The 27000-nt window shown below is 68.7% G+C and carries 27 protein-coding genes; 10 read left to right on the forward strand and 17 right to left on the reverse strand.

The genetic code is table 11. The features are described 5' to 3' along the window. Nucleotides 1–9: 9 nt before the first annotated feature. Complete coding sequence (locus tag LXM88_RS19130; protein WP_262536120.1) at nucleotides 10–1287, reverse strand: efflux RND transporter periplasmic adaptor subunit; 1278 nt, start codon at nucleotides 1285–1287, stop codon at nucleotides 10–12. A 398-nt stretch (nucleotides 1288–1685) separates the two neighbouring features. Here LXM88_RS19130 and LXM88_RS19135 point away from each other — a divergent pair, with 398 nt between their 5' ends. After that, nucleotides 1686–2327, forward strand: coding sequence for a TetR family transcriptional regulator (locus LXM88_RS19135; protein ID WP_262536122.1), 642 nt, complete (start codon nucleotides 1686–1688; stop codon nucleotides 2325–2327). 107 nt (nucleotides 2328–2434) lie between these two features. Here the strand turns inward: LXM88_RS19135 and LXM88_RS19140 are convergent, their stop codons facing one another. Further along, entirely contained in the window at nucleotides 2435–3100 is a 666-nt protein-coding gene (locus LXM88_RS19140) for a cysteine hydrolase family protein (RefSeq protein WP_262536123.1), read from the reverse strand. 151 nt (nucleotides 3101–3251) lie between these two features. Here LXM88_RS19140 and LXM88_RS19145 point away from each other — a divergent pair, with 151 nt between their 5' ends. Next, nucleotides 3252–4265, forward strand: a complete 1014-nt coding sequence (locus tag LXM88_RS19145) for a helix-turn-helix domain-containing protein (RefSeq protein WP_262536125.1) — start codon at nucleotides 3252–3254, stop codon at nucleotides 4263–4265. Between the two features lie 65 nt (nucleotides 4266–4330). On the opposite strand, the gene LXM88_RS19150 is transcribed toward LXM88_RS19145, so the two are convergent. The 6 genes from LXM88_RS19150 to LXM88_RS19175 form a co-directional block, all read right to left on the reverse strand. Beyond that, complete coding sequence (locus LXM88_RS19150; RefSeq protein ID WP_262536126.1) at nucleotides 4331–5038, reverse strand: CoxG family protein; 708 nt, start codon at nucleotides 5036–5038, stop codon at nucleotides 4331–4333. 28 nt (nucleotides 5039–5066) lie between these two features. Then, nucleotides 5067–5426 (reverse strand): DUF427 domain-containing protein, encoded by a 360-nt coding sequence (locus LXM88_RS19155; RefSeq protein WP_047901050.1) that lies wholly within the window; start codon nucleotides 5424–5426, stop codon nucleotides 5067–5069. A gap of 136 nt (nucleotides 5427–5562) precedes the next feature. Further along, on the reverse strand, nucleotides 5563–6000 hold the full coding sequence (locus LXM88_RS19160; protein WP_262536128.1) for a carboxypeptidase-like regulatory domain-containing protein: 438 nt from the start codon (nucleotides 5998–6000) through the stop codon (nucleotides 5563–5565). A gap of 104 nt (nucleotides 6001–6104) precedes the next feature. Continuing rightward, entirely contained in the window at nucleotides 6105–7589 is a 1485-nt protein-coding gene (locus LXM88_RS19165) for a DegQ family serine endoprotease (RefSeq protein WP_262536130.1), read from the reverse strand. 100 nt (nucleotides 7590–7689) lie between these two features. Further along, entirely contained in the window at nucleotides 7690–9036 is a 1347-nt protein-coding gene (locus LXM88_RS19170; protein ID WP_072442766.1) for an ATP-binding protein, read from the reverse strand. A gap of 3 nt (nucleotides 9037–9039) precedes the next feature. Continuing rightward, on the reverse strand, nucleotides 9040–9702 hold the full coding sequence (locus LXM88_RS19175) for a response regulator (protein WP_047898916.1): 663 nt from the start codon (nucleotides 9700–9702) through the stop codon (nucleotides 9040–9042). A gap of 201 nt (nucleotides 9703–9903) precedes the next feature. Between LXM88_RS19175 and dacB the strand changes: the two genes are divergently transcribed. From dacB to LXM88_RS19190, 3 genes are all read left to right on the forward strand, one after another. After that, nucleotides 9904–11436 carry a D-alanyl-D-alanine carboxypeptidase/D-alanyl-D-alanine endopeptidase gene (dacB, locus tag LXM88_RS19180; protein WP_262536150.1) on the forward strand — a complete coding sequence of 511 codons (1533 nt, stop codon included), beginning with the start codon at nucleotides 9904–9906 and terminating at the stop codon, nucleotides 11434–11436. Nucleotides 11437–11823: 387 nt separating this feature from the next. After that, a complete protein-coding gene (locus LXM88_RS19185) occupies nucleotides 11824–12738 on the forward strand; it encodes a sterol desaturase family protein (protein ID WP_262536152.1) in 915 nt (304 codons plus the stop codon). 94 nt (nucleotides 12739–12832) lie between these two features. Continuing rightward, nucleotides 12833–13969, forward strand: a complete 1137-nt coding sequence (locus LXM88_RS19190; protein WP_262536154.1) for an SGNH/GDSL hydrolase family protein — start codon at nucleotides 12833–12835, stop codon at nucleotides 13967–13969. A gap of 191 nt (nucleotides 13970–14160) precedes the next feature. Here the strand turns inward: LXM88_RS19190 and LXM88_RS19195 are convergent, their stop codons facing one another. The 6 genes from LXM88_RS19195 to pyk all read right to left on the reverse strand — a co-directional run bounded on the left by LXM88_RS19195 (nucleotide 14161) and on the right by pyk (nucleotide 21058). Then, nucleotides 14161–15189, reverse strand: coding sequence for an L-threonylcarbamoyladenylate synthase (locus LXM88_RS19195; RefSeq protein ID WP_262536156.1), 1029 nt, complete (start codon nucleotides 15187–15189; stop codon nucleotides 14161–14163). Nucleotides 15190–15200: 11 nt separating this feature from the next. Next, nucleotides 15201–16397, reverse strand: coding sequence for a 5-(carboxyamino)imidazole ribonucleotide synthase (locus tag LXM88_RS19200; RefSeq protein WP_262536158.1), 1197 nt, complete (start codon nucleotides 16395–16397; stop codon nucleotides 15201–15203). A gap of 80 nt (nucleotides 16398–16477) precedes the next feature. Further along, nucleotides 16478–16999, reverse strand: coding sequence for a 5-(carboxyamino)imidazole ribonucleotide mutase (gene purE / locus LXM88_RS19205; RefSeq protein ID WP_152863131.1), 522 nt, complete (start codon nucleotides 16997–16999; stop codon nucleotides 16478–16480). A 115-nt stretch (nucleotides 17000–17114) separates the two neighbouring features. Continuing rightward, nucleotides 17115–18005 carry a phosphoribosylaminoimidazolesuccinocarboxamide synthase gene (locus LXM88_RS19210; protein ID WP_258281140.1) on the reverse strand — a complete coding sequence of 297 codons (891 nt, stop codon included), beginning with the start codon at nucleotides 18003–18005 and terminating at the stop codon, nucleotides 17115–17117. Nucleotides 18006–18237: 232 nt separating this feature from the next. Next, entirely contained in the window at nucleotides 18238–19302 is a 1065-nt protein-coding gene (fba, locus tag LXM88_RS19215) for a class II fructose-bisphosphate aldolase (RefSeq protein ID WP_047898922.1), read from the reverse strand. A 319-nt stretch (nucleotides 19303–19621) separates the two neighbouring features. After that, complete coding sequence (gene pyk / locus LXM88_RS19220; RefSeq protein WP_262536164.1) at nucleotides 19622–21058, reverse strand: pyruvate kinase; 1437 nt, start codon at nucleotides 21056–21058, stop codon at nucleotides 19622–19624. On the opposite strand from pyk, the gene LXM88_RS19225 reads away from it, so the two are divergent. After that, entirely contained in the window at nucleotides 21057–21185 is a 129-nt protein-coding gene (locus tag LXM88_RS19225) for a hypothetical protein (RefSeq protein ID WP_260865387.1), read from the forward strand. The two genes, pyk and LXM88_RS19225, sit on opposite strands and share 2 nt — an antisense overlap. A gap of 157 nt (nucleotides 21186–21342) precedes the next feature. Here the strand turns inward: LXM88_RS19225 and LXM88_RS19230 are convergent, their stop codons facing one another. The 3 genes from LXM88_RS19230 to LXM88_RS19240 all read right to left on the reverse strand — a co-directional run bounded on the left by LXM88_RS19230 (nucleotide 21343) and on the right by LXM88_RS19240 (nucleotide 23895). Next, complete coding sequence (locus LXM88_RS19230; protein WP_262536168.1) at nucleotides 21343–22539, reverse strand: phosphoglycerate kinase; 1197 nt, start codon at nucleotides 22537–22539, stop codon at nucleotides 21343–21345. Nucleotides 22540–22819: 280 nt separating this feature from the next. Next, entirely contained in the window at nucleotides 22820–23143 is a 324-nt protein-coding gene (locus LXM88_RS19235) for an AzlD domain-containing protein (RefSeq protein ID WP_262536170.1), read from the reverse strand. Further along, entirely contained in the window at nucleotides 23140–23895 is a 756-nt protein-coding gene (locus LXM88_RS19240; RefSeq protein ID WP_258281138.1) for an AzlC family ABC transporter permease, read from the reverse strand. The genes LXM88_RS19235 and LXM88_RS19240 overlap by 4 nt, the downstream gene beginning before the upstream one ends. A 194-nt stretch (nucleotides 23896–24089) precedes the next feature. On the opposite strand from LXM88_RS19240, the gene LXM88_RS19245 reads away from it, so the two are divergent. The 4 genes from LXM88_RS19245 to LXM88_RS19260 all read left to right on the forward strand — a co-directional run bounded on the left by LXM88_RS19245 (nucleotide 24090) and on the right by LXM88_RS19260 (nucleotide 26996). Next, on the forward strand, nucleotides 24090–25013 hold the full coding sequence (locus LXM88_RS19245; RefSeq protein ID WP_262536172.1) for a branched-chain amino acid transaminase: 924 nt from the start codon (nucleotides 24090–24092) through the stop codon (nucleotides 25011–25013). A gap of 49 nt (nucleotides 25014–25062) precedes the next feature. After that, complete coding sequence (locus LXM88_RS19250) at nucleotides 25063–25257, forward strand: zinc-finger domain-containing protein (RefSeq protein WP_006749970.1); 195 nt, start codon at nucleotides 25063–25065, stop codon at nucleotides 25255–25257. A 139-nt stretch (nucleotides 25258–25396) separates the two neighbouring features. Next, nucleotides 25397–26434, forward strand: a complete 1038-nt coding sequence (gene waaF, locus LXM88_RS19255) for a lipopolysaccharide heptosyltransferase II (RefSeq protein WP_262536239.1) — start codon at nucleotides 25397–25399, stop codon at nucleotides 26432–26434. Between the two features lie 115 nt (nucleotides 26435–26549). Further along, nucleotides 26550–26996, forward strand: a complete 447-nt coding sequence (locus LXM88_RS19260; protein WP_034178922.1) for a nuclear transport factor 2 family protein — start codon at nucleotides 26550–26552, stop codon at nucleotides 26994–26996. Nucleotides 26997–27000 lie beyond the last annotated feature (4 nt).

The following is a 27000-nucleotide window of genomic DNA, read 5'->3' on the forward strand; positions in this document are numbered from 1 at the left end:
GGCTCCCTGTTATTGCGCGCTCGAAGCAGCGGCAGCGCTCGCCGGCGCGGCGCCCGATGCGGCGGCACCGGAAGCAGCAGCGGCGCCGGAACCGGCGGCAGCCGGTGCGGCGATTGCGGCGGCGGCGCCCGATGCGGCACCGGCCGCCGGTGCGAGCTGCGCCGGCACCGACTTCACGGTCGCACCCGGGCGCACCTTCTCGACGCCATGCACGATCACGTGATCGCCCGCCTGCAGACCGCCTTCGACGATCCAGTTCGGGCCCTGCATGCCCGTCGTCTTCAGCGGACGCGGCTCGACCTTGTTGCTCGCGTTCACCACCATCGCGATCGCCTGGCCCTTCTGGTCATGCGTCACGCCGATCTGCGGCACCAGGAACGCGTTCTCGTTCACGCCTTCCTCGATCCGCGCGCGCACGAACATCCCCGGCAGCAGCACGCGGCCCGAGTTCGGGAAGACCGCACGGATCGTCACCGAGCCGGTGGCCTGGTCGACGGTCACGTCCGAGAACTGCAGCTTGCCCGGCTCCGCATAGGTCTTGCCGTCCTCGAGGATCAGCGACACCTTCGCCGCGCCCGGGCCGGACGTCTTCAAGCGGCCGCTCTGCACGTCCTGGCGCAGCTTCAGGCCTTCGAGGCTCGATTGCGTGAGGTCCACGTACACGGGGTCGAGCTGCTGCACCGTCGACATCAGCGTCGCCTGGCTCGCCTGCACGTACGCGCCCGGCGTCACTTGCGAAATGCCGACGCGGCCCGTGATCGGCGAAACCACGTCGGTGTAGCCGAGGTTGATCTGCGCGGTGTCGACCGCCGCCTTGCCGGCCGCCACGTCCGCCGCGGCCTGCCCTTGCGTGGCCACCGCGTTGTCGTAGTCCTGCTTGCTGACCGCGTTCGCTGCCACCAGCACCTTGTAGCGTGCGACCAGCGCGTTCTGCGTGGCGAGGTTCGCCTGCGCCTTCGCGAGCGTCGCCTTCGCGCTGTTCAACGCGGCGACATACGGGGCCGGATCGATCTTGTAGAGACGCTGCCCAGCCTTGACGTCGGTGCCTTCGGTGAATTCACGACGCAGCACGATGCCGTCGACCCGCGCGCGGACCTGCGCAACGAGGAACGCGCTGGTGCGGCCCGGCAGCTCGCTGAAGACCGGTACGGCTTGCGGCTGGACGGTGACGACGCCGACTTCCGGCGTTTGCGGCGGCGGTGCCGATTCTTTTTTTCCGCATGCAGCCAGGAAAACCGCGGCTGCCGCGACAGTGATCAAGCGGTATGGAACCCGTTCGACGCGCATGGAGCGACCTCTGTGTGTAACCAATGGAATAAGTGCAGCACCCGACGGGAGCGCAACACGGATGCGCCTCGCGGCGCAGATCGAACACCTGAATTACTGGACTGCTGGATACAGCACGTCGGCACGAAACCTCCATGCCGACGGGATGCTGCGAACTGCGGACAGGTACTAGGGCGGGAATCAGCAGAGTGGGATATTAACTGATTGCCACTTGGGTCATTCGATCGTAGGGTGGTATTGTATATACATTCACGAATGTATGTAAAAAGCCCGTTTGTGCCGCGACGACTGTCTAGTCTTACGAATTATTACCAATCGCGAGCATAGCCCGTCCGCATGATGGCGGCGAGGGTTGCAGACCCTATATTCACCTACGATCGATCCAATCAGGCCTGCACATGGTCAGACGTACCAAGGAGGAGGCGCTCGAGACGCGCAATCGCATTCTCGATGCCGCCGAACACGTGTTCTTCGAGAAGGGCGTGTCGCACACGTCGCTCGCGGACATCGCCCAGCACGCGGGCGTCACGCGCGGCGCGATCTACTGGCATTTCGCGAACAAGAGCGAGCTGTTCGACGCGATGTTCGACCGCGTGTTTCTGCCGATCGACGAGCTGAAGCGGATGCCGCTCGACGCGCCGGGCGGCAATCCGCTCGAGAAGATCCGCAAGATCCTGATCTGGTGCCTGCTCGGCGTGCAGCGCGACTCGCAGTTGCGGCGCGTGTTCAGCATCCTGTTCATGAAGTGCGAATACGTCGCGGACATGGAGCCGCTGCTGCAACGCAACCGCGCAGGGATGAGCGAGGCGCTGCACGCGATCGACGCCGATCTCGCGGTGGCCGTCCGGCAGAAGCTGCTGCCCGATCGGCTCGACACCTGGCGCGCGACCCTGATGCTGCACACGCTCGTCAGCGGCTTCGTGCGCGACATGCTGATGCTGCCCGACGAGATCGACGCCGAGAAGCATGCGGAAAAGCTCGTCGACGGCTGCTTCGACATGCTGCGCTACAGCCCGGCGATGCTGAAGGACGGCGACTGACGGCGCGGCGGCCGCCCGCGCGCCGTGTCATTTTCATCGATGGTCGAGCCGGGCCGCACGGCGGCCGCGGCCACGCGCTGCCCGCCACCCCCGCCTCCCCGACCGGCTCAGGCCGCCTTCGCGCGATGCGTGCGGGCCCGCCGATTCGACGCGGCCACCGAATCGCGCTTGGGCATCGGTGCGCCGGCCAGTCCCGCGATCCACGCGTCGGTCGACATCACGGCCGCGAAATTCGACTGGAACACCACCGAGTACGCGCGGTGAATCTCTTCGGCGCTCGCCGCGCCCGCTTCGTTTTCGTACGGCAACGCGCCGGTCGCATCGTCCAGGTACTCGACGTTCAGCCCCGCATGCGCCGCGTGATAGACCGTCGACGCATTGCAGTTGTGCGTCATGTAGCCGGCCACCGCGAGCGTGTCGATCCCGTGCGCGTCGAGCCATGCGGCAAGATCGGTCCCGGCAAACGAACTCGCCTGCGCCTTCTCGATCAGGTGCGCGTACGGCCGGCCGGCGACGACCGCGTGCAGCGCAGCGCCGTCGGTGCCGGGCGCGAAGATCGGCGCGCCGGCCGGCGCGACGTGCCGGACGACGATCACGGGCACGCCGGCCGCATGCGCGGCATCGATCGCACGGCCGATGTTCGCGAGCGACACGTCGATCGGCGGATACTCGATCGGCAGGTTGCCCGTCACGTATTCGTTCTGGACGTCGATCACGATCAGCGCGCGGCGGGAAGCGCGATCGGAAGTGGCATGCGCGGCGGTGTTCGACATGACGGGCTCCTGTCCTGACGCGCGGCCCCGCCCCGGAACGGGACGGCCAGCGGCGCGATGCGATGCATTGTCGGGCCGCATCGCCGCCGCAGATAGTGGCCCGATAGCCATTCTTCGATAGAATCGGGCCATCGCCATTCCGGAGCCCGCCATGACCGCCGCCGCGTCACCCGCGTCGCCCGCCCCGACCGTCGTCGCCGTGATCGCATACGACGGCATCAGCCCGTTCCACCTGTCGGTGCCGTCCGTCGTGTTCGGCAAGGAACGCGACGCGGCCGCATCGCCCGCGTTCGAGTTCCGCGTCTGCTCGGCCGAGCGCGGCCCGCTCGCGACGACGGGCGGCTTCACGATCATTGCGCCGTACGGGCTCGACGCACTCGACGACGCGGACATCGTCATCGTGCCGGCATGGCGCGACCCGGACGAAGCGCCGCCCGACGAACTGCTCGACGCGGTGCGCGCGGTCGCCGCACGCGGCGCGCAGCTCGTCGGGCTGTGCCTCGGCGCATACGTGCTTGCCGCGGCCGGCCTGCTCGACGGCCGCCCGGCCACCACGCACTGGGCGTGGGCCGACGACTTCGCACAACGCTTTCCGCGCGTGAAGCTCGATCCCGACGTGCTGTACGTCGACGACGGCAACCTGATGACGTCGGCCGGCACGGCCGCGGGGCTCGACTGCTGCCTGCACGTCGTGCGGCGGCGCTTCGGCTCGGACGCCGCGAACCAGATCGCGCGCCGCCTCGTGATCCCGCCGCACCGCCAGGGCGGGCAAGCCCAGTACGTGCCGCAGCCCGTCGCCGCGCACCCGCGCGATGCGCGGCTCGCGGGCCTGCTCGACTGGGTGCGCGCGCACCTCGACGCCGCGCACAGCGTCGATTCGCTCGCCGAACGCGTGCTGATGAGCCGGCGCACGTTCACGCGCCACTTCCGCCAGGCGACCGGCACGACCGTTACCGCGTGGCTGCAGGCCGAGCGGCTCGCGCGCGCGCAGCATCTGCTGGAAACCACCGGGCAATCGATCGACGCGATCGCGCAGGCGTCCGGCTATGGGTCGAGCGTGTCGCTGCGCCAGCATTTCGCGGGCGCGCTCGGCACGTCGCCGTCTGCGTATCGAAGGGAATTTCGCGGCGCCGGAGCCGGAGCCGGTGCCGATGCGGCGCAGTAATGCCCGCCGCGTGCGCAGCGGGCGGGCCATGAAGCGAAACCGGCGAGGTTCGGCCGCTCTGCTGCTCAGCCGCCGTTGATCCAGCGCGCCGCATAAAGCAGCAGCGCGACGAACACGATCATCGCCACCCATGCCCAGACGGGTACCGTGCCGGAACCGCGATGATGAAGCGCGCTGGCAGCACGCCCGGTCAGCGCGCCGCCGAGGTGCGGCGGCAGCGGACGCTTCGTCGCGGCCATCAACGACGCCGACCGCAGGAACACGTGCTGGCGCCGCGGCGCGGCCGGGTTCGCGCGATTCGGTGCGAGCCCGTGCTTCGCCTGCACGACCGCGCAGAACTCGCGGAAGAAATCGTCGGTCCACTCGCGCAGCGCATTCTCGATCTGCCGCGCCGGCAATTCGGCGAGCGGCCCGCTCGCCGTCGCCCAGACCACGTATTCGATGCACGTGGCGTTCGCATCGTCGTCGGGCAGCAACACGAGTTCGACCTGGCCGCGCAGCGCGCCGAGGCCGTCGGCCCGTGCCTTGAAATTGATCACGCGGCGCGGCTGCCCTTCCGCGTCGCCCTGCTCGGCGGCCGCATGCGCACGCACGTCGTAGTGCGCACGCAGCGGGCCGAGCGGCACCGTGATCGTCAGCGCGAACTCGCCGTGCGCGAGCTTCACGAACGATTCGCAATGGTCGAAGCTCGCCCGCAGCAATGCGGGATCCTCGAAGGCTTCCCGCACGACAGGCGGCGCGAGCGGGACGCGTAACGTGTCGTTCAGTTCCATGATGCCTCCCCGATGAACGCGCGCCGCATCAGGACGTCTCGACGAGACTGTCGATCCGTGCGACATCGAAGGCGACGTAGTGCGCGAGCGCGGCGGCCGCCTCCTTCGGTTCCTCGTAACTCCATGCGGCGTTCTCGATCACGCCGTCTTCCGTCTGCAAGTCGAAATGCACCGCCTGCCCCCTGAACGGGCAGGCCGTCGTGACGCCCGATTTCACGAGCCTGCGCATGTTGACGTCGCGGCGCGGCAGGTAATGGACGTCCGGCCGCCCCGTTTCGCGCACGGTCAGCACGCCGTGCGAATCGGCATACGTGATGCCGTGATGAATCACGCGCACGCGATGGCGGTTCGGCACGATTTCAAGGTGAGGGTCGGCGGCATCGGACATCGTTTCTCCTTCGGGCGGCCCGGCAGGCAGGCCGGTGGCAGGAAACGAAAAAAGCCACGGCACGCGTGCCGTGGCTTTCATTATGGGCGAAACTTCGTCCGAATGCGCGACCCGGGCCGGGACCGCGCGCGGTGGGCTACTGCGCGCTCCACTGGAACGCGGTTTTCGCGCCGCCCTTCGCGCCGACCGTAACGGCATGGGATTCATCGTTGCCCTGGTACGTCGCATGCACCGTATAGCGACCCGGCGGTACCTGCACGAGCATGTACGGCCCGCGCGCGTCGGTTTTCAGCACTTCGGCACCGTTGCCGTCGACGATCCGCACATGGACGTCGGCCAGGAACTCGCCGCCCTTGCCGGTGAAGCGCAGCGCCAGCGGCCACTTCGCCTCGTTGCGCTGGAACGCCGTCGATTCGTCCTGCCCGACGCCGCCGGACACGAAGGTGACGTCGCCCTGCTGGCGCGCGGCGGGCAAGCCGTCCGACTGCGCATACGCGCCGGTCGCGCCGGCTGCGAAGCCGGCGGCCAACGCCACGGCGACGGCAAATCGGGACACGTTGCGTAGATATTGCATGGCTCTCTCCTTTGGGTCGGAACACATACGGGGCGCCACGCCACGGGGTCGGACGGCGGCGGCGCCCGCCGCGGCCGGCCTGGCCGGCCGTCGGTCGTCGCCGGTCAGCTCAGGTCGACCGGCACGAAGATCTGTGCATTATCGCGCTGGATCAGCAGGGCCAGACTGTTGCCCGCGCCCTTCACCGCGTCGCGCAACTGCTCGGGGCTCGTGACCGGGCGGCCGTTGACCGCGAGGATCACGTCGCCGGGCTGGATGCCCGCGTTGGCGGCCGGCCCGCCGGCCTGCTGCACGATCAGCCCGTGCGACAGGTTGTCGGCACTGCGCTCCTGCGGCGACAGCGGACGCACCGCGACGCCCAGGCGGCCCTGCTCGATCGGCCCGTTGTCGTTCGACGCGAGTTTCGCATCGGCCATCGCGCCGAGCGTCACGCTGATCGACTTCTTCGACTTGTCGCGCCAGATCTGCAGGTCGGCCTTCGAACCCGGCTTCAGGTTCGCGATCTGCGCAGGCAGCGACGTCGAATCGGCGACCGGCGAGCCGTTGACCGACAGGATCACGTCGCCCGGCTGCAGGCCCGCCTTCGCGGCCGGGCCGTTCGGGTCGACCGAGCTGACGAGCGCGCCGTCCGGCTTCTGCAGCCCGAACGAACTCGCGAGCGTCTGGTTCAGCCCCTGCACGGCGACGCCGAGGCGGCCGCGACTCACGTGGCCCGTCTTCACGAGCTCGTCCTTCACCTTGATCGCCTCGTTGATCGGGATCGCGAACGACAGGCCCTGGAAGCCGCCCGTCTGCGAATAGATCATCGAGTTGATGCCGATCACCTCGCCCTGCAGGTTGAACAGCGGGCCGCCCGAGTTGCCGGGGTTCACCGGCACGTCGGTCTGGATGAACGGCGTGTAGTTCTCGTCCGGCAGCGCACGCGACTTCGCGCTGATGATGCCCGACGTGACCGTGTTGTCGAAGCCGTACGGCGAACCGATCGCGACGACCCATTGGCCGACCTTGCTCTGCGCCGGATCGCCGATCTTCACGGTCGGCAGGCCGCTCGCGTCGATCTTCAGCACCGCGACGTCGGACTGCTTGTCCGAGCCGACGACCTTCGCCTTGTATTCGCGCTTGTCGGTCAGCCTGACCGTGACGACGTTCGCGCCGTCGATCACGTGCGCATTGGTGAGGATGTACCCGTCGGAACTGACGACGAACCCGGAACCGAGGCTCGCGCTCGGCTGGTCGTCCGGCTGCGCATCGCCGCCCATGCCCGGCACCTGGCCGTAGAAGTGCTTGAAGAACTGGTAGAACGGATCGCTCGGGTCGATCGGCAGTTGCGGCTGCGGCACGCGCCGCGACACCTGCTTCACGACGTGCTTCGCGCTGATGTTCACGACCGCCGGGCCGTAGGTCTCGACGAGCCCGGAGAAATCGGGAATGCCGGTCTTCGCGGCCGCTTCGGCCGGCATCAGCGCGGCCGCCTGCGCGGGCGTGATGATCTGCGGATCGGCGCGGCGGGTGCCGGCAAAGTAACCGGCCGACAGGGCGGCCGCCACGGCGACCGCGACGGCGCCGCGCGCAAGGAATCGGGTGTTCATCGTAGGACCTCCTCTTTGTTAGGACGCAGCGTAACGACCCTGACTTAAAGGAGGCTTAATCAGCCTTAATTGGGGGCCAGGGCCCATCCGGCGCCGATCCTCACACGGATTCGGACTGCCGCGGCGCCTCGGCCGGCATCTCGGCGTCGCGGAACACGACGCTGACGAGCAGGCCGCCCGCGGCCGCGTCGCCGAGCGACACCGTCGCGCCCTGCTGCGCCGCCACGCGCTTGACGATCGCCAGCCCGAGCCCGCTGCCCGACAAGTCGGCGCGCGCCCGCGCGGAGCTGTCGCGGTAGAAGCGGTCGAACACGCGCTCGCGCTCGTCGGCCGGGATGCCGGGCCCGCTGTCGCCGATCTGGACGCACGCGCGGCCGGCCGCGTCGGAGGTCAGCGACACGTCGATGCGGCCGCCGTCCGGCGTGTACTTCACTGCGTTGTCGAGCAGGTTGCCGAACATCACGCGCAGCGCGCCGACGTCCGCGACGACGCTCGCCGCGCGCGTCTCCTCGAAACCGAGATCGATGTCGCGCCGCTGCGCGAGCGGCGCATGGGCGGCCACGCATTCGGCCAGCAGCGCCTGCAGGTCGACCGGTTCGCGCATCGTCGCGCCGTCCGGCTCGGCGCGTGCGAGCGCAAGCAACTGCTCCGCGAGGCGCGTCGCGCGCGTGACGCCGTCCTGGAGATCCGCGACCGCCTCGCGACGCGACGCATCGTCCTTCGCGCGGGCGACGAGCTGCGCCTGGATCTGCACGGCCGCGAGCGGCGTGCGCAGTTCGTGCGCGGCGTCGGCCACGAACGCCTTCTGCGTGTCGAGCGCGGCCGACAGCCGCGCGAGCAGCCCGTTCAGCGCGCGCACGAGCGGCTGCACTTCGAGCGGCAGGCGCTCGTCGGGCAGCGGATCGAGCGCTTCCGGCCGGCGCGCCTCGACCGCGCGCGTCACGCGGCCGAGCGGCGCCAGCCCGCGCCCGACGATCACCCACACGGCCGCGCCGAGGAACGGCAGCAGCACGATCAGCGGCCACAGCGTGCGCAGCGCGACGTTCGCCGCAAGCCGGTTGCGCACCGACAGCGGCTGCGCGAGCTGCACGACGTTGTCGCCGACGATCGCGCCGTACACGCGCCATTCGCCGCGATCGGTGCGCTCGGTCGAGAAGCCGAGCTCCGCCCGGGGCGCGATCGGCGCGCGCGGATGCGAGAAGTACATCAGCACGCCGTTGCGGTTCCAGATCTGGATCACGATGCCTTCGTCGCCGTTGGTGCGCGAACCGAACACCTGCGAGAACGGCTCGGACGGCAGTGCCGCGGCGATTTCCTGCAACTGGTAGTCGAACAGCTCGTTCGCCTCGGCGAGCGCCTGCCGGTAGATCAGCCACCCGGCGAGGCCCACGCCCGCGACGACGATCGCGAGCAGCCAGATCAGCAATTGATGACGAATCGACCTCACGCGTCAGCTTTCCTTGACGACCATGTAGCCGAGCCCGCGCACGTTGCGGATCAGGTCCGAGCCGAGCTTCTTGCGCAGCGCGTGGATGTAGACCTCGACCGTATTGCTGCCGATCTCCTCGCCCCAGCCGTACATCTTTTCCTCGAGCTGGCTCTTCGACAGCACCGCGCCGGGCCGCGCGAGCAGCGCCTCGAGCAGCGCGAACTCGCGCGCGGACAGCGCGACGGGCGCGCCGTCGAGCGTCACCTGGTGCGAAGCGGGATCGAGCGTCAGCGCGCCATGACGGATCAGCGATTCGCTGCGCCCGGCCTGGCGGCGGATCAGCGCGCGCATCCGTGCGCCCAGCTCGTCGAGGTCGAACGGCTTGACGAGGTAGTCGTCGGCGCCCGCGTCGAGGCCCTTCACGCGATCGGCGATGGCATCACGCGCGGTGACGATCAGCACCGGCAGCGCCAGCCCGCGCGCGCGCAGTGTGCGCAGCACGTCGATGCCGTCGCGCTTCGGCAGGCCGAGGTCGAGCAGCAGCAGGTCGTACGTCTCGCCGCCGAGCGCCGTGAGCGCCGCGTCGCCGTCCTGCACCCAGTCGACCGCAAAGCCGTCCGAGCGCAGCGCCTTGCGCACGCCCTCGGCAATCATTCGGTCGTCTTCGACAAGCAGAATCCGCATCGGGACAGGCATCCATGGGTCGGGTGAAACACGCCGACCATTGTAGCGCCGCGAATCGCATGCGCGGCATGCCCGCGGCAAAGTGATGCCGCCATGCGGCACGACGCGCGATTTCAGCGGGCATTTGCCCACTTGTCTCTACAATGTGCGCTTGCGCGCGACGCACGCGCCGCCCGAGCCCCTGCTTACCCGTATTCGTTCATGCCGATTTCCACCCTTTCCGCCCGGTTCGCCCCCCGCACCCGTGCCTGCCTGCGCGCAGCCGCCGTCATCGCCACCTGCACGGCCCTGGCCTTCGCGCCGCCCGCGCAAGCCCGCAAGAAATCCCACAAGGAAGCGCGCAAGACCGCCGTCGTGTCGCCCGCCGCGCGTGCGGCCGGCCTGCCGGCATCCGTGCTCGTCTCGCTGCAGCGCGCGAAGGTGCCGGCGTCGGCGATGAGCGTCGTCGTCGAGCGCGTCGGCGACCCGGAACCGCTGATCGCGTGGAATGCGAGCCGGCCGATGATGCCGGCGTCGACGATGAAGCTCGTCACGACCTTCTCGGGCCTGTCGATCCTCGGCCCCGACTTCCGCTGGCGCACGACCGCCTACACGGACGGCACGGTCGACCCCGACGGCACGCTGCAGGGCAACCTGTACATCAAGGGCACCGGCGATCCGAAGCTCGTGCCGGAAGAGCTGATCGACCTCGTCGACAAGATCCGCAAGGCCGGCATCAAGCGCGTGGCCGGCGGCCTCGTGCTCGACAAGAGCTATTTCGCGGCATCGACGCGCGACCTGCCGTCGTTCGACGACGACGTCAGCGCGCCGTACAACGTCGGCCCCGATCCGCTGCTGTACGCGTTCAAGGCCGTGTCGTTCACGGTCACGCCGGGCGACGACGGCAAGGTGGCCGTCGACGTGCTGCCGCCGCTCGCGGACCTGTCGATCGACAACCAGCTGGTCGAAGGCACGGGCTCGTGCAGCGCCGCCGCCGCGGCCGCGCGCCCGACGCTGACGGCCGGCGCCGGAATGATGACCGCATCGTTCGCCGGCGACTATCCGCTGCGCTGCGGCGCGCACACCACCAACCTCGCGATCCTCGATCACACGACGTTCTTCGCGCGCGGCTTCCTGGCGCTGTGGCAGCAGGACGGCGGCACGATCGCGGGGCCCGTGACCGAAGGCAAGGTGCCGACCACCGCGCGGCCCGTCGCCGTGCATCACAGCCCGGTGCTCGGCAGCATCGTCTACGACATCAACAAGTTCAGCAACAACGTGATGGCGCGCAACCTGTTCCTGACGATCGGCGCGGTCAGCGGCAAGCCGCCCGCGACGCCCGAGCAGTCGAGCCGCGCGATCCAGGCGTTCCTGCAGAAGAACGGCATCGCGATGCCGGACCTCGTGCTCGAAAACGGCTCGGGGCTGTCGCGCGAAGAACACGTGAGCGCGCTGTCGCTCGCCGCGCTGCTGCAGGCCGCGAACGCGAGCCCCGTCGCACAGGCGTTCGTCGATTCGCTGCCGATCGCCGGCATCGACGGCACGATGAAGAACCGCCTCACCAACGCCGGCGTGCTCGGCAACGCGCACATCAAGACCGGCACGCTGCGCGACGTGCGCGCGATCGCCGGCTACGTCGCCGGCGCCGACGGCCAGAGCTACATCGTCGTCAGCTTCATCAACAACGATCACGCGGAAGGCGCGCGCGCCGCGCACGACTCGCTGCTCGAATGGATCTACGCGGGCGCGCACTGACGCCTCGCGCGCCGCGCCGCGGCGCATCCCCGCCCGTCGGTCGGCGTGCGCCGGCCACGGGACGGCATCGCGCATCCCGCGGCCCCCGGCGGGCGGCCCGCGCGACCTGCCGCCGCCCCGCACACGGAATCCCGCCCTTCGCGATTTGAAACGGCCGCCGTCACCGGCGCGCGATGCGCCGCACGCCAGCCATGCACGTAAAACGGGGCCGCACCGCCCGGCCCCGCGCCGCACGGTTTCCGTAGAAACCCTGTCCTCAGAGGGAACCCTCTACGCTGCCCCCTCGCCTAGCGCGTGGCGATTGCGTAGGCTGTTGGCCTGACCGATATCTACAACGGGCTGCACGCCCGGCCTCACGGCCTGCAGGGGAAAGGAGGAGACACGCCCATGCGATTCGACGTCGAATTGCTTCTGCTCGCGCTGGCGCCCGTCTTCCTGCTCTGCATCGCGTGGGAGGCCTGGCACCTCGCCCGCACACGTGCGCAGGACCACGTCTATGCGTGGCGCGACACGCTGTGCAATGCGGCGCTCGCGCTGATGCACCAGGGCGCGGACAAGATCGCGTGGCTCTTCGTGATCCCCGTCTACGCTTACTGCTACCAACACTATCGCCTGTTCACGTGGCACGACGGCTGGCTGTCGTTCGCGGTGCTGTTCGTCGCGCAGGACTTCCTCTACTACGTGTTCCATCGCGCGAGCCATCGCGTGCGCTGGCTGTGGGCCGCGCACGTCGTGCACCACTCGTCCGAGCGGATGAATTTCTCGACCGCGTTCCGCCAGAGCCTGATGTACCCGGTCGCGGGCATGTGGGTGTTCTGGCTGCCGCTCGCGGTCGCCGGCTTCCCGCCGCAACAGGTCGTCGGCATCGTGCTGATCAACCTCGCGTTCCAGTTCTTCGTGCACACGCAGGCGATCGGCAAGCTCGGCTGGCTCGAGTACGTGCTCAACACGCCGTCGATCCACCGTGCGCACCATGCGCGCAACCCGCGCTACATCGACCGCAATTACGCAGGTGTCCTGGTGATCTGGGATCGCCTGTTCGGCAGCTATGTCGAGGAAACGCCGGACGACCCGCCGCAGTACGGGATCGTCGAGAGCCTCGGCTCGAACAACCCGCTCGTCGCGACGTTCCACGAGTGGGTGTCGATGGCGGCCGACGCGTTGCGCGTCGACGGATGGCGCAACAAGCTGCGCGCGATTTTCGGCCCGCCCGAGTGGGCGAGCGCTTATCATGCGCAGATCGCCGAGGCCGCCAACCAGGATCCGCGCACCGTGCCGCTTGCGACTGCGCGAGACCAATAACCGTTTCAGCCAACGGCCGCCGCGCAGCCCGGTTCCGAGCAGGCACGCGGCAGATGAGAAACACATCAGGCCATATCTACGAGGAGATCGAACGATGCAGTCACAACAACAATTCCCGTCGCAGACCCGGCAACGCCTGCTGCGCACCGCGCAGGTCGCGATCGCGGGCGCCGCGCTCGCGCTGCTCGCCGCGTGCGGCGGCGGCGACGACAACAACAGCAGCGCGTCGAACCCGCCGCCGTCGGGCGTGAAGATGCAGATCGTGTCGTTCGGCGACAGCCTGTCCGACGCAGGCACCTATTCGCAGATCAAGCTCGGCTTCGGCGGCGGCCGCTTCACGACCAACCCGGGGCAGGTGTGGACGCAGCTCGTCGCGACCTACTACGGCGACACGCTGCAGCCCGCGAACCAGGGTGGCTTCGGCATTCCGCTGCAGGCCACCGGCGGCCTCGGCTACGCGCAGGGCGGCTCGCGCGTGACGCTGCAGCCGGGCATCGGCCACGCGGACGCGAGCGTGCCGAATTCCGACTACGCGCAGGCGACGACGATGCCGATCGCCGACCAGGTCAAGCAGTACCTGACGCAGCACGGCAGCTTCAACGCGGGCCAGATCGTGCTGCTCAACGGCGGCGCGAACGACATCTTCTATCAGGCGGCGGTCGCGCAGGCGCAAGGCAACACGCCGGCCGCGCAGCTCGCGGCGGCCCAGGCGATCGGGCTCGCCGCGCAGCAGTACGCAGGCATCGTCCAGCAGATCGTCGCGGCAGGCGGCACGCACGTGTTCGTGTCGAACATGCCGGACATCGGCGGCACGCCGCTGGCAGTGGCAGGCGGCACGCAGGCGGTGTTCACGCAGCTGTCGGGGCTGTTCAATCAGACACTCGTCGGGACGCTGCAGGCGCTCAAGGTCGACACGACCAAGTACGCGCTGCTCGACATTTTCACGTGGCAGGATGGCATCACGGCCAATTTCCAGGCGAACGGCTTCACGGTGTCGAACACCGGCACCGCGTGCAACCTGCAGGCGATGATCAACGCGGCGAAGGCGTTCGGCGCGCCGATGCCGACCGCATTCGGCTCGTCGCTGTTCTGCTCGCCGCAGACCTACACGACCGCGAACGCGGACCAGACCTACATGTTCGCCGACACGGTCCACCCGTCGACGCACATGGGTCAGCTGATCGCGCAGTTCGTCGAGAAGCAGATCGCGGCGACCGGCGTCGGCAAGTAAGCACCGCGTCCGGTCCGCGCAGCTGCCGCGGACCGGACGGCGGATGCTTCGCGCCTGCGAACGCGAACACAAGCGAAAACGCCCGACCGGGTTCACCGGTCGGGCGTTTGTTTTTCCGATCCCGACGCGTCGCACCATGCATGCTCGTCGGCGAGCGACCTACGGCGTCGACACGTGCGTCACTGCCGCGCTCACCCCTGCGCTTCGAACGCGGCCGCGGCGCGGCCGAGCCGGTCGTTGACTGCGATCCATTCGACGGTCTCGGGCAGCTTCTCGACGAGAATGCGCGCGACCTGCGCGCGGTCGAGCGCACGCAGCATCCCGTACAGGTCGCGTGCGTAGGCCTGCGGATCTTCCGGCGCCGCGATGAAATGAACGCCGTCGGCCTGCGCCCAGCGTCCCGCGCGCGACGCGCGTGCGACGAGCGCGACGCGCTCGCCGTCGGTTTGCGCGGCCGCGAGCAGCAGCTCGAGTGCATCGAACGGCAGCAGCGCGAGCGGCGTACGCGGCGCGTAATGCGCCTTCAGCGTGCCCGACGCGCGCGGCGCGGTCGCGTCGCTGCCGTCCGGCAGCCGCGGCGCGCGGCCAAGCACGTCGGCGATCTGCTGCGGCGTCACGTGGCCCGGGCGCAGCAGCGCCGGGAAACCGCGCGACAGGTCGAGAATCGTCGATTCGATGCCGACTTCGGATGCGCCGCCGTCGAGCACGTGCACGGTGTCGCCGAATTCGTCGCGCACGTGCTGTGCGGTCGTCGGGCTCACATGGCCGAACCGGTTCGCGGACGGCGCGGCAACGCCGCCGTGCCCGCCGCGCCGCGTGCTGAACGCGGCCAGCAGCGCCTGCGCGACCGGATGCGACGGGCAGCGCAGCCCGACCGAATCCTGCCCGCCGCTCACGGCGTCCGGAATGCGCGCATGGCGCTTCAGGATCAGCGTCAGCGGGCCCGGCCAGAACGCATCGATCAGCGCCTGCGCATCGGCCGGCAGTGCGTCGGCCCAGTAGCCGGGATCGCCGCCGGGCGGCAGGTGCACGATCACCGGATGGTTCGCGGGCCGCCCCTTCGCCGCGTAGATGCGCGCGACGGCCTCGGGATTCGCCGCGTCGCCGCCGAGCCCGTAGACGGTTTCGGTCGGGAACGCGACGAGTTGCCCCGCGTCGAGCAGCGCGGCGGCCGCGTCGATCTGCGCGGGCGTCACCGAGTTCGGAAGATCGATCGACATCGGCTGGTGCCTCAGTCGAGCGGCACGCGCAGCAACTGCGCGCACGCGGTGGCCGCGGCGACGGCTTCGTCGCGCGTCTGGGCCGTGAAGTTCACGTGGCCCATCTTGCGGCCGACACGCGCGTCTTCCTTGCCGTACAGGTGCAGGTGCGCAGTCGGCATCGCCGCGACCGTGTCCCACGGCGGCGTGACGGCATCGGCCGCCGCGCCGTTCGGGAACCACACGTCGCCGAGGATGTTCAGCATCGCGGCCGGCGAATGCTGGCGCGGGTTGCCGAGCGGCATGCGCGTCATCGCGCGCACCTGCTGCTCGAACTGGCTCGTTACGCACGCATCGACCGTGTAGTGGCCGGAGTTGTGCGGGCGCGGCGCCATCTCGTTCGCGACGAACGAGCCGTCTTCCAGCACGAAGAACTCGACGCACAGCACGCCGACGTAGCCGAGCGTATCGGCGATCCGTACCGCCGCCTGCTGCGCCTCTGCGACGCGCGCGGCATCGGCGGCCGGCGCGGGCACCACCGTCAGCGCGAGGATGCCGTTGTGGTGCGCGTTCTGCGCGAGCGGGAACGCGGCCGAGCGGCCGTCCGCGCCGCGCGCGATCAGCGCCGACACTTCGTATTTCAGCGGCAGGCGCTTCTCGAGCACGCACGGCACGCCGCCGAGCGCCGCATGCGCGTCGCGCGCTTCCTGCGCGGTGCCCACGCGCACCTGGCCCTTGCCATCGTAGCCGAGGCGCGCCGTCTTCAGGATGCCCGGCAGCACCGCGTCGAGCGCGGCATCGTCGAGCGCGGCGAGCGCCGCCGACGATTCGATCACGACGTGCGGCGCGACCGGTACGCCCGACGCCTCGATGAAGCGCTTCTCCGCGATCCGGTCCTGCGCGACCGCGACGCAGCGGCCGGCCGGTGCGACGAACGTCGTGCGCGCGAGAAAATCGAGGCTCGCGGCCGGCACGTTCTCGAACTCCGTCGACACCGCGTCGCACAGATCGGCCAGCTCGGCGAGCGCGGCTTCGTCGTCGTAGGCCGCGCGCAGGTGGCGGTCGGCGACCGCGCCGGCGGGGCTCGTCGGATCGGGATCGAGCACGGCGACGCGATAGCCCATCGCCTGGGCGGCAAAGCAGAACATGCGGCCGAGCTGGCCACCGCCGACCATGCCCAGCCACGCGCCGGGCAGGATCGGGGAAACGGAATCAGGAGTTGCGGTCATGTCAGTGGTCGGTCGCGGCGGGCGCTGCCCGCCGCAGTGGGGAGGTCAGGCAGCCGCGACGCGCGGCCGCCGGTGCGCCGTCATTCCAGCGGCGGCAGCACCATTGCGTGCGCGGCTTCGTTCTGGCGCACGCGGAACGCGGCGAGCCGGTTCGCGTAGTCGACCGACGTGCCGGACAGGATCGACACCGCGAACAGCGCGGCATTCGCGGCACCGGCCTCGCCGATCGCGAACGTCGCGACGGGCACGCCCTTCGGCATCTGCACGATCGAGTGCAGCGAATCGACACCCTTCAGATACTTGCTCGCGACCGGCACGCCGAGCACCGGCACCGTGGTTTTCGCGGCCAGCATGCCGGGCAGGTGCGCGGCGCCGCCGGCGCCCGCGATGATCGCGCGCAGCCCGCGCTCGCGCGCCTTCTCCGCATAGTCGAACATCTCGTCGGGCATCCGGTGCGCGGACACGACCTTCGCTTCGTACGGCACGCCGAATTCCTGCAGGATCGCTACTGCGTGCTTCATCACGTCCCAGTCGGAACTCGAACCCATCAGCACGCCGATGAGCGGCGCGCTGTGCGTGTGGGCGGTCTGGATTTCACTCATTTCGTGGATTTCCTGTCGACCGGAGTTAGTGCTTCAGCACTTACTCCGGTCCCATGCAAAGCGGTCGACCGGAGTTGGCGCTTCAGCGCTTACTCCGGTCCCATGCAAAGCTCGCTCAGGCGAGCGACTGGCCCGTGATGCGCTCGAGCGCTTCCTGGTACTTCGCGGCCGTCTTCTCGACGACGTCGGCCGGCAGCGCCGGCGCCGGCGCCGTCTTGCCCCACGGCTGCGCCTCGAGCCAGTCGCGCACGAACTGTTTGTCGAACGACGGCGGGTTCGTGCCGACTTCGTACTGGTCGGCCGGCCAGAAGCGCGACGAATCGGCCGTCAGCACTTCGTCCATCAGGTACAGCTTGCCGTGGTTGTCGAGGCCGAATTCGAACTTCGTATCGGCGATGATGATGCCGCGCGTCGCCGCGTAGTCGGCCGCTTCCTTGTACAGGCGGATCGAGATGTCGCGGATCGTCGCGGCCAGCTCGGTGCCGATGCGGCGCTCGGTTTCCTCGAACGTGATGTTCTCGTCGTGCTCGCCCATCTCGGCCTTCGCGGCCGGCGTGAAGATCGGCTCGGGCAGCTTCTGCGCGTTCTGCAGGCCTTCCGGCAGCTGCACGCCGCACACGGCGCCCGATGCCTGGTACTCCTTCCAGCCGCTGCCGGCCAGGTAGCCGCGCACGACCGCTTCGATCATGATCGGCTCGAGGCGCTTGACGACCACGCCGCGGCCCTGCACCTGCTCGACTTCATCCGCCGCGACGACCGCTTCCGGCGCGTCGCCCGTCAGGTGGTTCGGCACGATGTGCGCGAGCTTGTCGAACCAGAAGTTCGCCATCTGGTTCAGCACGCGGCCCTTGTTCGGAATCGGCTCGCCCATCACCACGTCGAATGCCGACAGGCGGTCGGTCGTGACGATCAGGAGCTTGTCGTTGCCGACCGCGTAGTTATCGCGGACCTTGCCGCGACCGAGGAGCGGCAGCGAGCGGAGCGTGGATTCGTAAAGGGTAGACATCGTCTTTTCGCAGATAAGGAGCCAAACAAAAAGGGAAACGCCGTTCCCCGCGGCAGGCGGGAACGGCGGTCTTGCAATACGTCGGCGAACCGGCCGGGCGCACGGGCCCGGACGGTTGCCGGCCGGCCCTCGTTCGGCCGGACGGAACGGCTGCCTGGGGCCGGATCAGGTCCGGCCGGGCAGCCTGCCCCTGCCAAGCGACAGAATCGGGCGGGGCAATCGTACTACAGTCTCAGCGCACGACCTGCGCGAGCGCGCCGGACTTGTACTGCTCGGCGATCTTGTCGAGCGACACCGGCTTGATCTTGCCGGCCTGGCCTTCGCAGCCGAACGCGAGGTAGCGGTCGACGCAGACCTGCTTCGCCGCTTCGCGCGCGGGCTTCAGGTAGTCGCGCGGATCGAACTTGCCCGGGTTCTCGAACAGGTAACGACGGATCGCGCCGGTGATCGCGAGACGCAGGTCGGTGTCGATGTTGATCTTGCGCACGCCGTGCTTGATGCCTTCCTGGATTTCCTCGACCGGCACGCCGTAGGTTTCCTTCATGTCGCCGCCGAATTCGCGGATCTCGGCCAGCAGTTCCTGCGGCACCGACGACGAACCGTGCATCACGAGGTGCGTGTTCGGAATGCGCGCGTGGATTTCCTTGATGCGCTGGATCGACAGGATGTCGCCCGTCGGCTTCTTCGAGAACTTGTACGCGCCGTGCGACGTGCCGATCGCGATCGCGAGCGCATCGCACTGCGTGAGCTTCACGAAGTCGGCCGCCTGCTCCGGATCGGTCAGCAGCTGCTCGCGGGTCATCGTGCCTTCCGCGCCGTGGCCGTCTTCCTTGTCGCCCTTCATCGTCTCGAGCGAGCCGAGCACGCCGAGTTCGGCTTCGACCGTCACGCCGATCGAGTGCGCCATCTCGACGACCTTGCGCGACACGTCGACGTTGTACTCGTACGACGCGACCGTCTTGCCGTCGGCTTCGAGCGAACCGTCCATCATCACGCTCGTGAAGCCGCTGCGGATCGCGCCCATGCAGACCGCCGGCGACTGGCCGTGATCCTGGTGCATCACGACCGGGATGTGCGGGTAGGACTCGACTGCCGCTTCGATCAGGTGACGCAGGAACGGCTCGCCCGCGTACTTACGCGCGCCGGCCGATGCCTGCATGATCACGGGCGCGCCGACCTGGTCCGCTGCCGCCATGATCGCCTGGACCTGCTCCAGGTTGTTCACGTTGAAGGCCGGCAGGCCGTAACCGTGCTCTGCCGCGTGGTCCAGCAATTGACGCATTGATACGAGAGGCATTGTGGAACTCCTTGGAATGAAAACCGGTGCGCCCTGACGCCGGCGCGGCACCCGCCCCCGGTCGAACCGGGGTGGCGCGGCGCGGCTGAGCGTCGAATAGCGGCATTTTATCGCGAAGCGCCTCCGATTCCGACCGCCCGGTGGCGCCCACTCGCAATTTGTTACGTTCGCACGGCACAATGCGGGCAAAAAAGAGAAAAAAAGCCGCGCGGGGCTTCGGACCCCGCGCGGCTTTCGCGTGAAAAACGGTGACGGATCAAATTCGATCGATCCGGGCCGCCGGCCCGCAGGCGGGCCAGGTGCCCGGCGAACGCTCGACTCAATAGTGCTCGCCGACCCGCACGATCTTCAGCGTGTTGGTGCCGCCCGCCTGCCCCATCGGTTCGCCGACGGTCAGCACGACCATGTCGCCATGCTGTACGTAGCCCTGCTTGACGACGATCTCCAGCGCCGCCTGCAGCGCCGAGTCGCGGTCGCTGTTGAATTCGACGTGCAGCGGCGTCACGTTGCGGTACAGCGCCATCGTGCGCTCGCTGCCGACGCGCGGCGTCAGCGCGAAGATCGGCACGTGCGTGTAGTGACGCGACATCCACAGCGCGGTCGCGCCCGATTCGGTCAGCGCGATGATCGCCTTCGCGCCCAGGTGATACGCGGTGAACAGCGCGCCCATCGCGATCGACTGGTCGATCCGCGTGAACGTGCGGTCGAGGAAATCCTTGTCCAGCTCGACGTGTTCCGACTTTTCCGCCTCGACGCACACGGCCGCCATCGTCTCGATCGTGACGACCGGGTACTTGCCGGCGGCCGTCTCGGCCGACAGCATCACCGCGTCGGTGCCGTCGAGCACCGCGTTCGCGACGTCCGACACTTCCGCGCGGGTCGGCACCGGCGCATGGATCATCGATTCCATCATCTGCGTCGCGGTGATCACGAGCTTGTTCGACTCGCGCGCCATCCGGATCATCCGCTTCTGCAGCGCCGGCACGGCCGCGTTGCCCACTTCCACCGCGAGGTCGCCGCGCGCGACCATGATGCCGTCGGACGCGTCGAGAATGCTCTGCAGCGCCGGAATCGCTTCCGCGCGCTCGATCTTCGCGATCATCTTCGGCTTGATGCCGTACGGCGCGCCCGCGATGTTCGCGAGCTGGCGCGCCATTTCCATGTCGGTCGCGTTCTTCGGGAACGACACCGCCACCAGGTCCGCGCCGAGCGACATCGCGGTGCGGATGTCTTCCATGTCCTTCGCGGTCAGCGCGGGCGCCGACAGGCCGCCGCCCTGGCGGTTGATCCCCTTGTTGTTCGACAGCTCGCCGCCCACCTTGACGATCGTGTGGATCTCGTCGCCGAGCACGCGCTCGACGGTCAGCACGATCAGGCCGTCGTTCAGCAGCAGCAGGTCGCCCGGCTTCAGGTCACGCGGCAGTTCCTTGTAGTCGAGGCCGACCCGCTCGTCGTTGCCGAGCTCGCAAGCCGCGTCGAGGATGAACGGCTGACCCGGCACGAGCGTCGTCTTGCCGTTCTCGAACTTGCCGACGCGGATCTTCGGGCCCTGGAGGTCGGCCATGATCGCGATCTCGCGGCCAACCTTGCGGGCGGCCTCGCGCACCATCTCGGCGCGCTGGCGGTGATCGTCGGCCGTGCCGTGCGAAAAATTGAGCCGCACGACGTCGAGGCCCGCCTGCATCATCTGCAGCAGAATCTCCGGCGAACTGGAAGCCGGGCCGATCGTGGCGACTATCTTGGTGGCGCGCTGCATGAAACTCCTCATCTGGATCAAGGTGGATGCGCTGGGTGAAACGCTGCGAGAGCCGGAAACGGCGGGCCCAGCGGCGGCCGTTCCGGGGGGCGTGCCGGTGCTTGCGCCCGGCATCGCTTTGTTCTGAATCTCGTGGTGCTGCACGGCCGCGTCGCCGGCGGCCGCCGGTGCGCGCGGGGCGGAGTTCGCCCGCGCGGGCGCGCGTTTGCGCTTGCCCGCGCCGGCCGGCTGCTCCGCTTTCGCGGAGCGCGCGGCCTTCGTCACCCCTGCGCGCGCCGCCACGCTCAGGCCGCCCGCGTTTCGAGCACTTCCACCGCCGGCAGCTTCTTCCCCTCGAGGAACTCGAGGAAGGCGCCGCCGCCCGTCGAGATGTAGCTGACCTGGTCGTGGATGCCGTACTTCGCGATGGCCGCGAGCGTGTCGCCGCCGCCCGCGATCGAGAACGCGGACGATTTGGCGATCGCTTCGGCGAGCGTCTTGGTGCCGTTGCCGAACTGGTCGAACTCGAACACGCCGACCGGGCCGTTCCACACGATCGTGCCGGCCTTCTCGAGCTGGCTCGCGAGCGCCTTGGCGGTATCCGGGCCGATGTCGAGGATCATGTCGTCCGCTTCGATGTCGGCGACCTGCTTCACCGTGGCCGCAGCCGTCGGCGAGAATTCCTTGGCCGTTACGACGTCGGTCGGGATCGGCACCGACGCGCCGCGCTTGCGCGCTTCGTCGATGATCGCCTTCGCGTCGCCGACGAGGTCGGTTTCCGCGAGCGACTTGCCGATCGGCAGACCGGCCGCGAGCATGAACGTGTTCGCGATGCCGCCGCCGACGATCAGCTGGTCGACCTTCTCGGCCAGCGACTTCAGGATCGTCAGCTTGGTCGACACCTTCGAGCCGGCGACGATCGCCACCAGCGGACGCGCCGGGTTGCCGAGCGCCTTGCCGAGCGCGTCGAGTTCGGCGGCCAGCAGCGGGCCCGCGCACGCGACCGGCGCGTACTTCGCGATCCCGTGCGTGGTCGCTTCCGCGCGGTGCGCGGTGCCGAACGCGTCGTTCACGTACACGTCGCAGAGCTTCGCCATCTTTTGCGCGAGCTCGTCCGAATTCTTCTTCTCGCCCTTGTTCACGCGGCAGTTCTCGAGCAGCACGACCTGCCCCGGCGCGACGTTCACGCCGTTCTCGACCCAGTTCGACACGAGCGGCACGTCGCGGCCAAGCAGTTCGGCGAGGCGCTTCGCGACCGGCGCGAGCGAGTCTTCCGGCTTGAATTCGCCTTCGGTCGGACGGCCGAGGTGCGACGTGACCATCACGGCCGCGCCTGCGTCGAGCGCGGCCTGGATGGCCGGCACGGACGCGCGCACGCGCGTGTCCTCGGTGATGTTGCCCTGGTCGTCCTGCGGGACGTTCAGGTCGGCGCGGATGAACACCCGCTTGCCGGCGAGCTGGCCGGCGGCGATCAGGTCGGTAAGACGCTTGACTTGGCTCATGTTGAACAGATTGAAGTAGTGGATGGGGAAAGGGGGTTCACGCTGGACGTGCGCGGGCTGCCGCGAAAGGGCGCCGGATGCGGCCGTGGCTGGCGGTTCGCATGACGCGCACGGGTAAAAAATCTCGAACGGGCATTCTAGCCGATCCACCCGGCAGACTGACCCGTGCGGCGGCGAATTCCGCCTATTTGGGATCGCGAGCGGGAACGGACTCATTGCTGCGGCGCAGCAATACCCGCTCGCACGCGGCCGGCGCCCGGCGGGCCGGAACGGCGGCCCATCAGAAGATCAGGCGCAGCGCGGTGAACACGAGCATCCCGACGACGATCGTGCCGAGCATGCTGCGCCGCCACAAGAACCAGCCGAGGCCGGCGAGCGCCGCGTAGAACGGATGGTTGGACAGCGCGAACGACAGCCCGGCCGGCGTTTCGAGCACGTCGGGCAGCACGACGGCGACGAGCGCGGCCGCCGGCGCATAGCGCAGCGCGCGCTGCACGCGTTCGGGCAGCACGGTGCGCTCGCCGCCGATCAGGAACAGCGCGCGCGTGACGGCCGTGACGATCGTCATCCCGACGATGACGATCCAGATCTCGGTCGCACTCATTCGATTTCCTTTTCGTGCACGGTTTCGGTGCGGATGCGTCGCCAGTCGGCCCGTTCGACGAAGAAATCGGCCATGCTGCCGGCCGCGAGCGCGGCGAGCACCGCGAGCGGCAACGCAAGACGGTACGGCAGGTCGAACGCGACGAGCGACACGATGCCCGCGACCGCGACGGCCGCGAGCGTCGAGCGGTTCGCGACCGCCGACACCATGATCGGGATCAGCGCGAGCGTGCCGGCCAGTTCCAGCCCCCAGCTCGCGGGAAAGAAGCTCGCGAGCAGAATGCCGGCGAGCGACGACACCTGCCACGACACCCAGCTCGCGAGCGCCATCCCCCAGAAATACGCCTCCTTGCCCGGCACGTGGCCGTTGGCGAAGCCCTGTTTCTGGAACAGCAGGTAGATCACGTCGCCGTTGAAATAGCCGATCGCGAGGCGCCGCCACAGCGGCAGGTAGGAAAAATGGGGAGCAAGCCCGGCGCTGAAGATCACGAAACGCGTGTTGACCATCGCGGCCGTGAGCAGCACGGTCCAGATCGGCAGCTTCGCGGCGAGGAGCGGCAGCACCGCGAGCTGCGACGAGCCCGCGTAGACGAGCAGCGACATCGCGCTCGCCTGCCCGAGCGTCATGACCGACTTGCTCATCGCGATGCCGGTGACGAGCCCCCAGGACAGGATCGCCATCAGCGTCGGGGAATAGTCGCGCGCGCCCTGGATCAGCGCGAAGCGGTCGGTGGCGGACAATCGAGCGAGCATGGGAAAGCGGGCCGCAGCGGGCGGTTCGTCGGGACGCCGGCGCCTCCTGCCGGTACGCCCCATCGTTATTGGAATCGGTACCGGGCGATTATAGCGCCGCCCCTGTGCCGGCCGACCGGATCGTCGCCAAATGACGCTAAAATAAGCGTCTTTCCGGCTCAACGCTGCACACAACCGCATCCCAGGAGAATCCTATGTCAATGGCCGACCGCGACGGCAAGATCTGGATGGACGGCAAGCTGATCGACTGGCGCGACGCCAAGATCCACGTCCTGACCCATACGCTGCACTACGGCATGGGCGTCTTCGAGGGCGTGCGCGCGTACCAGACGGCCGACGGCAGCACCGCGATCTTCCGCCTGCGCGAGCACACGAAACGTCTGCTGAATTCCGCGAAGATCTTCCAGATGGACGTGCCGTTCGACCGGGAAACGCTCGAAGCCGCGCAACTCGACGTCGTGCGCGAGAACAAGCTCGAGTCGTGCTACCTGCGCCCGATCATCTGGGTCGGCTCGGAAAAGCTCGGCGTGTCGGCGAAGGGCAACACGATCCACGTCGCGATCGCCGCATGGCCTTGGGGCGCGTACCTCGGCGAGGAAGGCCTCGCGAAGGGCATCCGCGTGAAGACGTCGTCGTTCACGCGTCACCACGTGAACGTGTCGATGGTGCGCGCGAAGGCGTCGGGCTGGTACGTGAACTCGATCCTCGCGAACCAGGAAGCGACGGCCGACGGCTACGACGAGGCGCTGCTGCTCGACGTCGACGGCTACGTGTCGGAAGGCTCCGGCGAGAACTTCTTCCTCGTGAACAACGGCAAGCTGTACACGCCCGACCTGTCGTCGTGCCTCGACGGCATCACGCGCGACACGGTCATCACGCTCGCGAAGGACGCCGGCATCGAGGTGATCGAGAAGCGCATCACGCGCGACGAGGTCTACACGGCCGACGAAGCGTTCTTCACCGGCACGGCCGCCGAAGTCACGCCGATCCGCGAGCTCGACAACCGCACGATCGGCAGCGGCGCGCGCGGCCCCGTCACGGAAAAGCTCCAGTCGGCGTTTTTCGATATCGTGTCCGGCAAGAACGCGAAGTACGCGCACTGGCTGACGAAGGTCTGAGCGCGCCGCGCCCCGACCGCCCCACAAAAGAGTGATAAGAGAAAGTCTCATGAGTGAAATCAAGGAAATGCCGCTGGTCGAACTGACGGCCAAGGATCTTCCCGCCTACTGCCCGAACCCGGCCATGGCGCGCTGGAGCGCGCACCCGCGCGTCTTCATCGACGTCTCGCACGGCGAGGCACGCTGCCCGTACTGCGGCACGCGCTACAAGCTGCGCGACGGCGAGGTCGTCAAGGGCCACTGAGCCCGGGCGGACGGGCCCGCGGGCCCGCCACTCGCGAGGCGGCGCCGCCGGATGCCCGGCGCGCCGCCGTTCCCCATTCTGGCAACCCGAACGCGGCGCCCGCGCGCCGTGCTTCATTACGACATCGGAAGTCCACCTGATGCGTCGAGCGCTGGTTATCGCACCGAACTGGATCGGTGACGCATTGATGGCGCAGCCGCTTTTTGCGCTGCTGAAGAAGCTCCATCCCCGCATCGCGATCGATGCCGTCGCGCCGTCGTGGGTCGCGCCCGTGCTCGAGCGGATGCCCGAGATCCACGATGTCTACGCGACCGATCTCGCGCATGGCAAGCTGCAGTTGCTGCGCCGCTGGCAGCTCGCGAGCGACCTGCGCGACGTCGGCTACGACGCGGCGTACGTGCTGCCGAATTCGCTGAAGTCCGCGGTGACCCCGTGGCTCGCGAACATCCCGCTGCGGATCGGCTACACGGGCGAGCACCGCTACGGGCTGCTGAACGTGCGGCACGCGAATCCGACCAAGTCGGGCGAGCGGCCGCCGATGACGACGCACTACGCGGCGCTCGCGTACGCGCCGGGCGCGAAGCTGCCCGAATCGATGAAGACGCTGCCCGCGCCGCGCCTCGACGCCGACCTGAACGAGACGGCCCGCGTGTCCGCGCGCTTCAATCTCGATACGCGCAAGCCGCTCGTCGTGTTCTGCCCTGGCGCCGAATACGGCCCGGCCAAGCGCTGGCCGCCCGAGCACTTCGCGACGCTCGCGACGATCGTGCACCAGTCGTTCCCGTACACGCAGATCGTCGCGCTCGGCTCGCAGAAGGACGCCGCGGCCGCGCAGGCGATCGCCGACCACGCGCCGAACGTGCGCAACCTGTGCGGGCAGACGTCGCTGTCCGAGGCATGCGCGCTGATCGCGCGCGCGAACGCGGTCGTCACCAACGATTCGGGGCTGATGCACGTCGCCGCCGCGCTGCGCCGGCCGCTCGTCGCGCTGTACGGATCGACCGATCCGCGCCACACCCCTCCGCTGTCGGACCTGGCGAAGGTACAATGGCTGCATCTCGAATGCAGTCCCTGCTTCGAACGCGAGTGCCCGCTCGGCCACCTCAAGTGCCTGCGCGAACTCGGTCCCGAGCAGGTATTCGGCGATTTGCGCGGCATGCTCGTCGGGCAACGCTGACCCTGGCCGGCAGCGTCGCACGGCGCGCCGGGCAATCCGATTCACCGGTGTGCGGCGGCCCCATCCGGGCCGCCGTGCTGAATACGGCGCGCGACGCGCGCGAGAGACAACCCCGATGCCACGTTTTGCCCGCCTCTTCGAAGCCGCTGCCGATACGCTGAACGCCTACTACCAGGCCGTCGCCGATGCCAATCTCGACGCGCTGCTGGCGTTGTGGATCGACGAGGATTTCGCCAGCTGCGTATGGGCGGACGGCGAGCATCTGCACGGCCTCGACCAGATCCGCAGCGGGCTCGCCAACCGGCTCGCGACGCGCCCGGTGACGATCGAACCGCTCGACATCCGCGTCTACGACAGCCTCGGCACGGTCGTCTACACGATCGCCGAAGCGCATCAGCAGGCCGACCTGACGGCCGAACCCGACATGGTTTTCGCGACGTACGTGATGATCCACGAACGCGGCGAGTGGCGCATCGCGCACATCCACGCGAGCCCGATTCCCGAACAAGCGGCCGGGCAGTTCGCCGCGAAGATCCGTCATGGGCAGGGCCCGCTGCACTGACGAA

Origin of the sequence: Burkholderia sp. S-53 (assembly GCF_025560745.1) — a bacterium.
In the GTDB taxonomy this organism is placed as follows: Bacteria; Pseudomonadota; Gammaproteobacteria; order Burkholderiales; family Burkholderiaceae; genus Burkholderia; species Burkholderia pyrrocinia.

What these genes read in the sequence shown, in the direction of transcription:
- LXM88_RS19130 (WP_262536120.1), bottom strand. Translation starts at nt 1,287, where the DNA reads ATGCGCGTCGAACGGGTTCCATACCGCTTGATCACTGTCGCGGCAGCC.
- LXM88_RS19135 (WP_262536122.1), top strand. Translation starts at nt 1,686, where the DNA reads ATGGTCAGACGTACCAAGGAGGAGGCGCTCGAGACGCGCAATCGCATT.
- LXM88_RS19140 (WP_262536123.1), bottom strand. Translation starts at nt 3,100, where the DNA reads ATGTCGAACACCGCCGCGCATGCCACTTCCGATCGCGCTTCCCGCCGC.
- LXM88_RS19145 (WP_262536125.1), top strand. Translation starts at nt 3,252, where the DNA reads ATGACCGCCGCCGCGTCACCCGCGTCGCCCGCCCCGACCGTCGTCGCC.
- LXM88_RS19150 (WP_262536126.1), bottom strand. Translation starts at nt 5,038, where the DNA reads ATGGAACTGAACGACACGTTACGCGTCCCGCTCGCGCCGCCTGTCGTG.
- LXM88_RS19155 (WP_047901050.1), bottom strand. Translation starts at nt 5,426, where the DNA reads ATGTCCGATGCCGCCGACCCTCACCTTGAAATCGTGCCGAACCGCCAT.
- LXM88_RS19160 (WP_262536128.1), bottom strand. Translation starts at nt 6,000, where the DNA reads ATGCAATATCTACGCAACGTGTCCCGATTTGCCGTCGCCGTGGCGTTG.
- LXM88_RS19165 (WP_262536130.1), bottom strand. Translation starts at nt 7,589, where the DNA reads ATGAACACCCGATTCCTTGCGCGCGGCGCCGTCGCGGTCGCCGTGGCG.
- LXM88_RS19175 (WP_047898916.1), bottom strand. Translation starts at nt 9,702, where the DNA reads ATGCGGATTCTGCTTGTCGAAGACGACCGAATGATTGCCGAGGGCGTG.
- dacB (WP_262536150.1), top strand. Translation starts at nt 9,904, where the DNA reads ATGCCGATTTCCACCCTTTCCGCCCGGTTCGCCCCCCGCACCCGTGCC.
- LXM88_RS19185 (WP_262536152.1), top strand. Translation starts at nt 11,824, where the DNA reads ATGCGATTCGACGTCGAATTGCTTCTGCTCGCGCTGGCGCCCGTCTTC.
- LXM88_RS19190 (WP_262536154.1), top strand. Translation starts at nt 12,833, where the DNA reads ATGCAGTCACAACAACAATTCCCGTCGCAGACCCGGCAACGCCTGCTG.
- LXM88_RS19195 (WP_262536156.1), bottom strand. Translation starts at nt 15,189, where the DNA reads ATGTCGATCGATCTTCCGAACTCGGTGACGCCCGCGCAGATCGACGCG.
- LXM88_RS19200 (WP_262536158.1), bottom strand. Translation starts at nt 16,397, where the DNA reads ATGACCGCAACTCCTGATTCCGTTTCCCCGATCCTGCCCGGCGCGTGG.
- purE (WP_152863131.1), bottom strand. Translation starts at nt 16,999, where the DNA reads ATGAGTGAAATCCAGACCGCCCACACGCACAGCGCGCCGCTCATCGGC.
- LXM88_RS19210 (WP_258281140.1), bottom strand. Translation starts at nt 18,005, where the DNA reads ATGTCTACCCTTTACGAATCCACGCTCCGCTCGCTGCCGCTCCTCGGT.
- fba (WP_047898922.1), bottom strand. Translation starts at nt 19,302, where the DNA reads ATGCCTCTCGTATCAATGCGTCAATTGCTGGACCACGCGGCAGAGCAC.
- LXM88_RS19225 (WP_260865387.1), top strand. Translation starts at nt 21,057, where the DNA reads ATGAAACTCCTCATCTGGATCAAGGTGGATGCGCTGGGTGAAACGCTG.
- pyk (WP_262536164.1), bottom strand. Translation starts at nt 21,058, where the DNA reads ATGCAGCGCGCCACCAAGATAGTCGCCACGATCGGCCCGGCTTCCAGT.
- LXM88_RS19230 (WP_262536168.1), bottom strand. Translation starts at nt 22,539, where the DNA reads ATGAGCCAAGTCAAGCGTCTTACCGACCTGATCGCCGCCGGCCAGCTC.
- LXM88_RS19235 (WP_262536170.1), bottom strand. Translation starts at nt 23,143, where the DNA reads ATGAGTGCGACCGAGATCTGGATCGTCATCGTCGGGATGACGATCGTC.
- LXM88_RS19240 (WP_258281138.1), bottom strand. Translation starts at nt 23,895, where the DNA reads ATGCTCGCTCGATTGTCCGCCACCGACCGCTTCGCGCTGATCCAGGGC.
- LXM88_RS19245 (WP_262536172.1), top strand. Translation starts at nt 24,090, where the DNA reads ATGTCAATGGCCGACCGCGACGGCAAGATCTGGATGGACGGCAAGCTG.
- LXM88_RS19250 (WP_006749970.1), top strand. Translation starts at nt 25,063, where the DNA reads ATGAGTGAAATCAAGGAAATGCCGCTGGTCGAACTGACGGCCAAGGAT.
- waaF (WP_262536239.1), top strand. Translation starts at nt 25,397, where the DNA reads ATGCGTCGAGCGCTGGTTATCGCACCGAACTGGATCGGTGACGCATTG.
- LXM88_RS19260 (WP_034178922.1), top strand. Translation starts at nt 26,550, where the DNA reads ATGCCACGTTTTGCCCGCCTCTTCGAAGCCGCTGCCGATACGCTGAAC.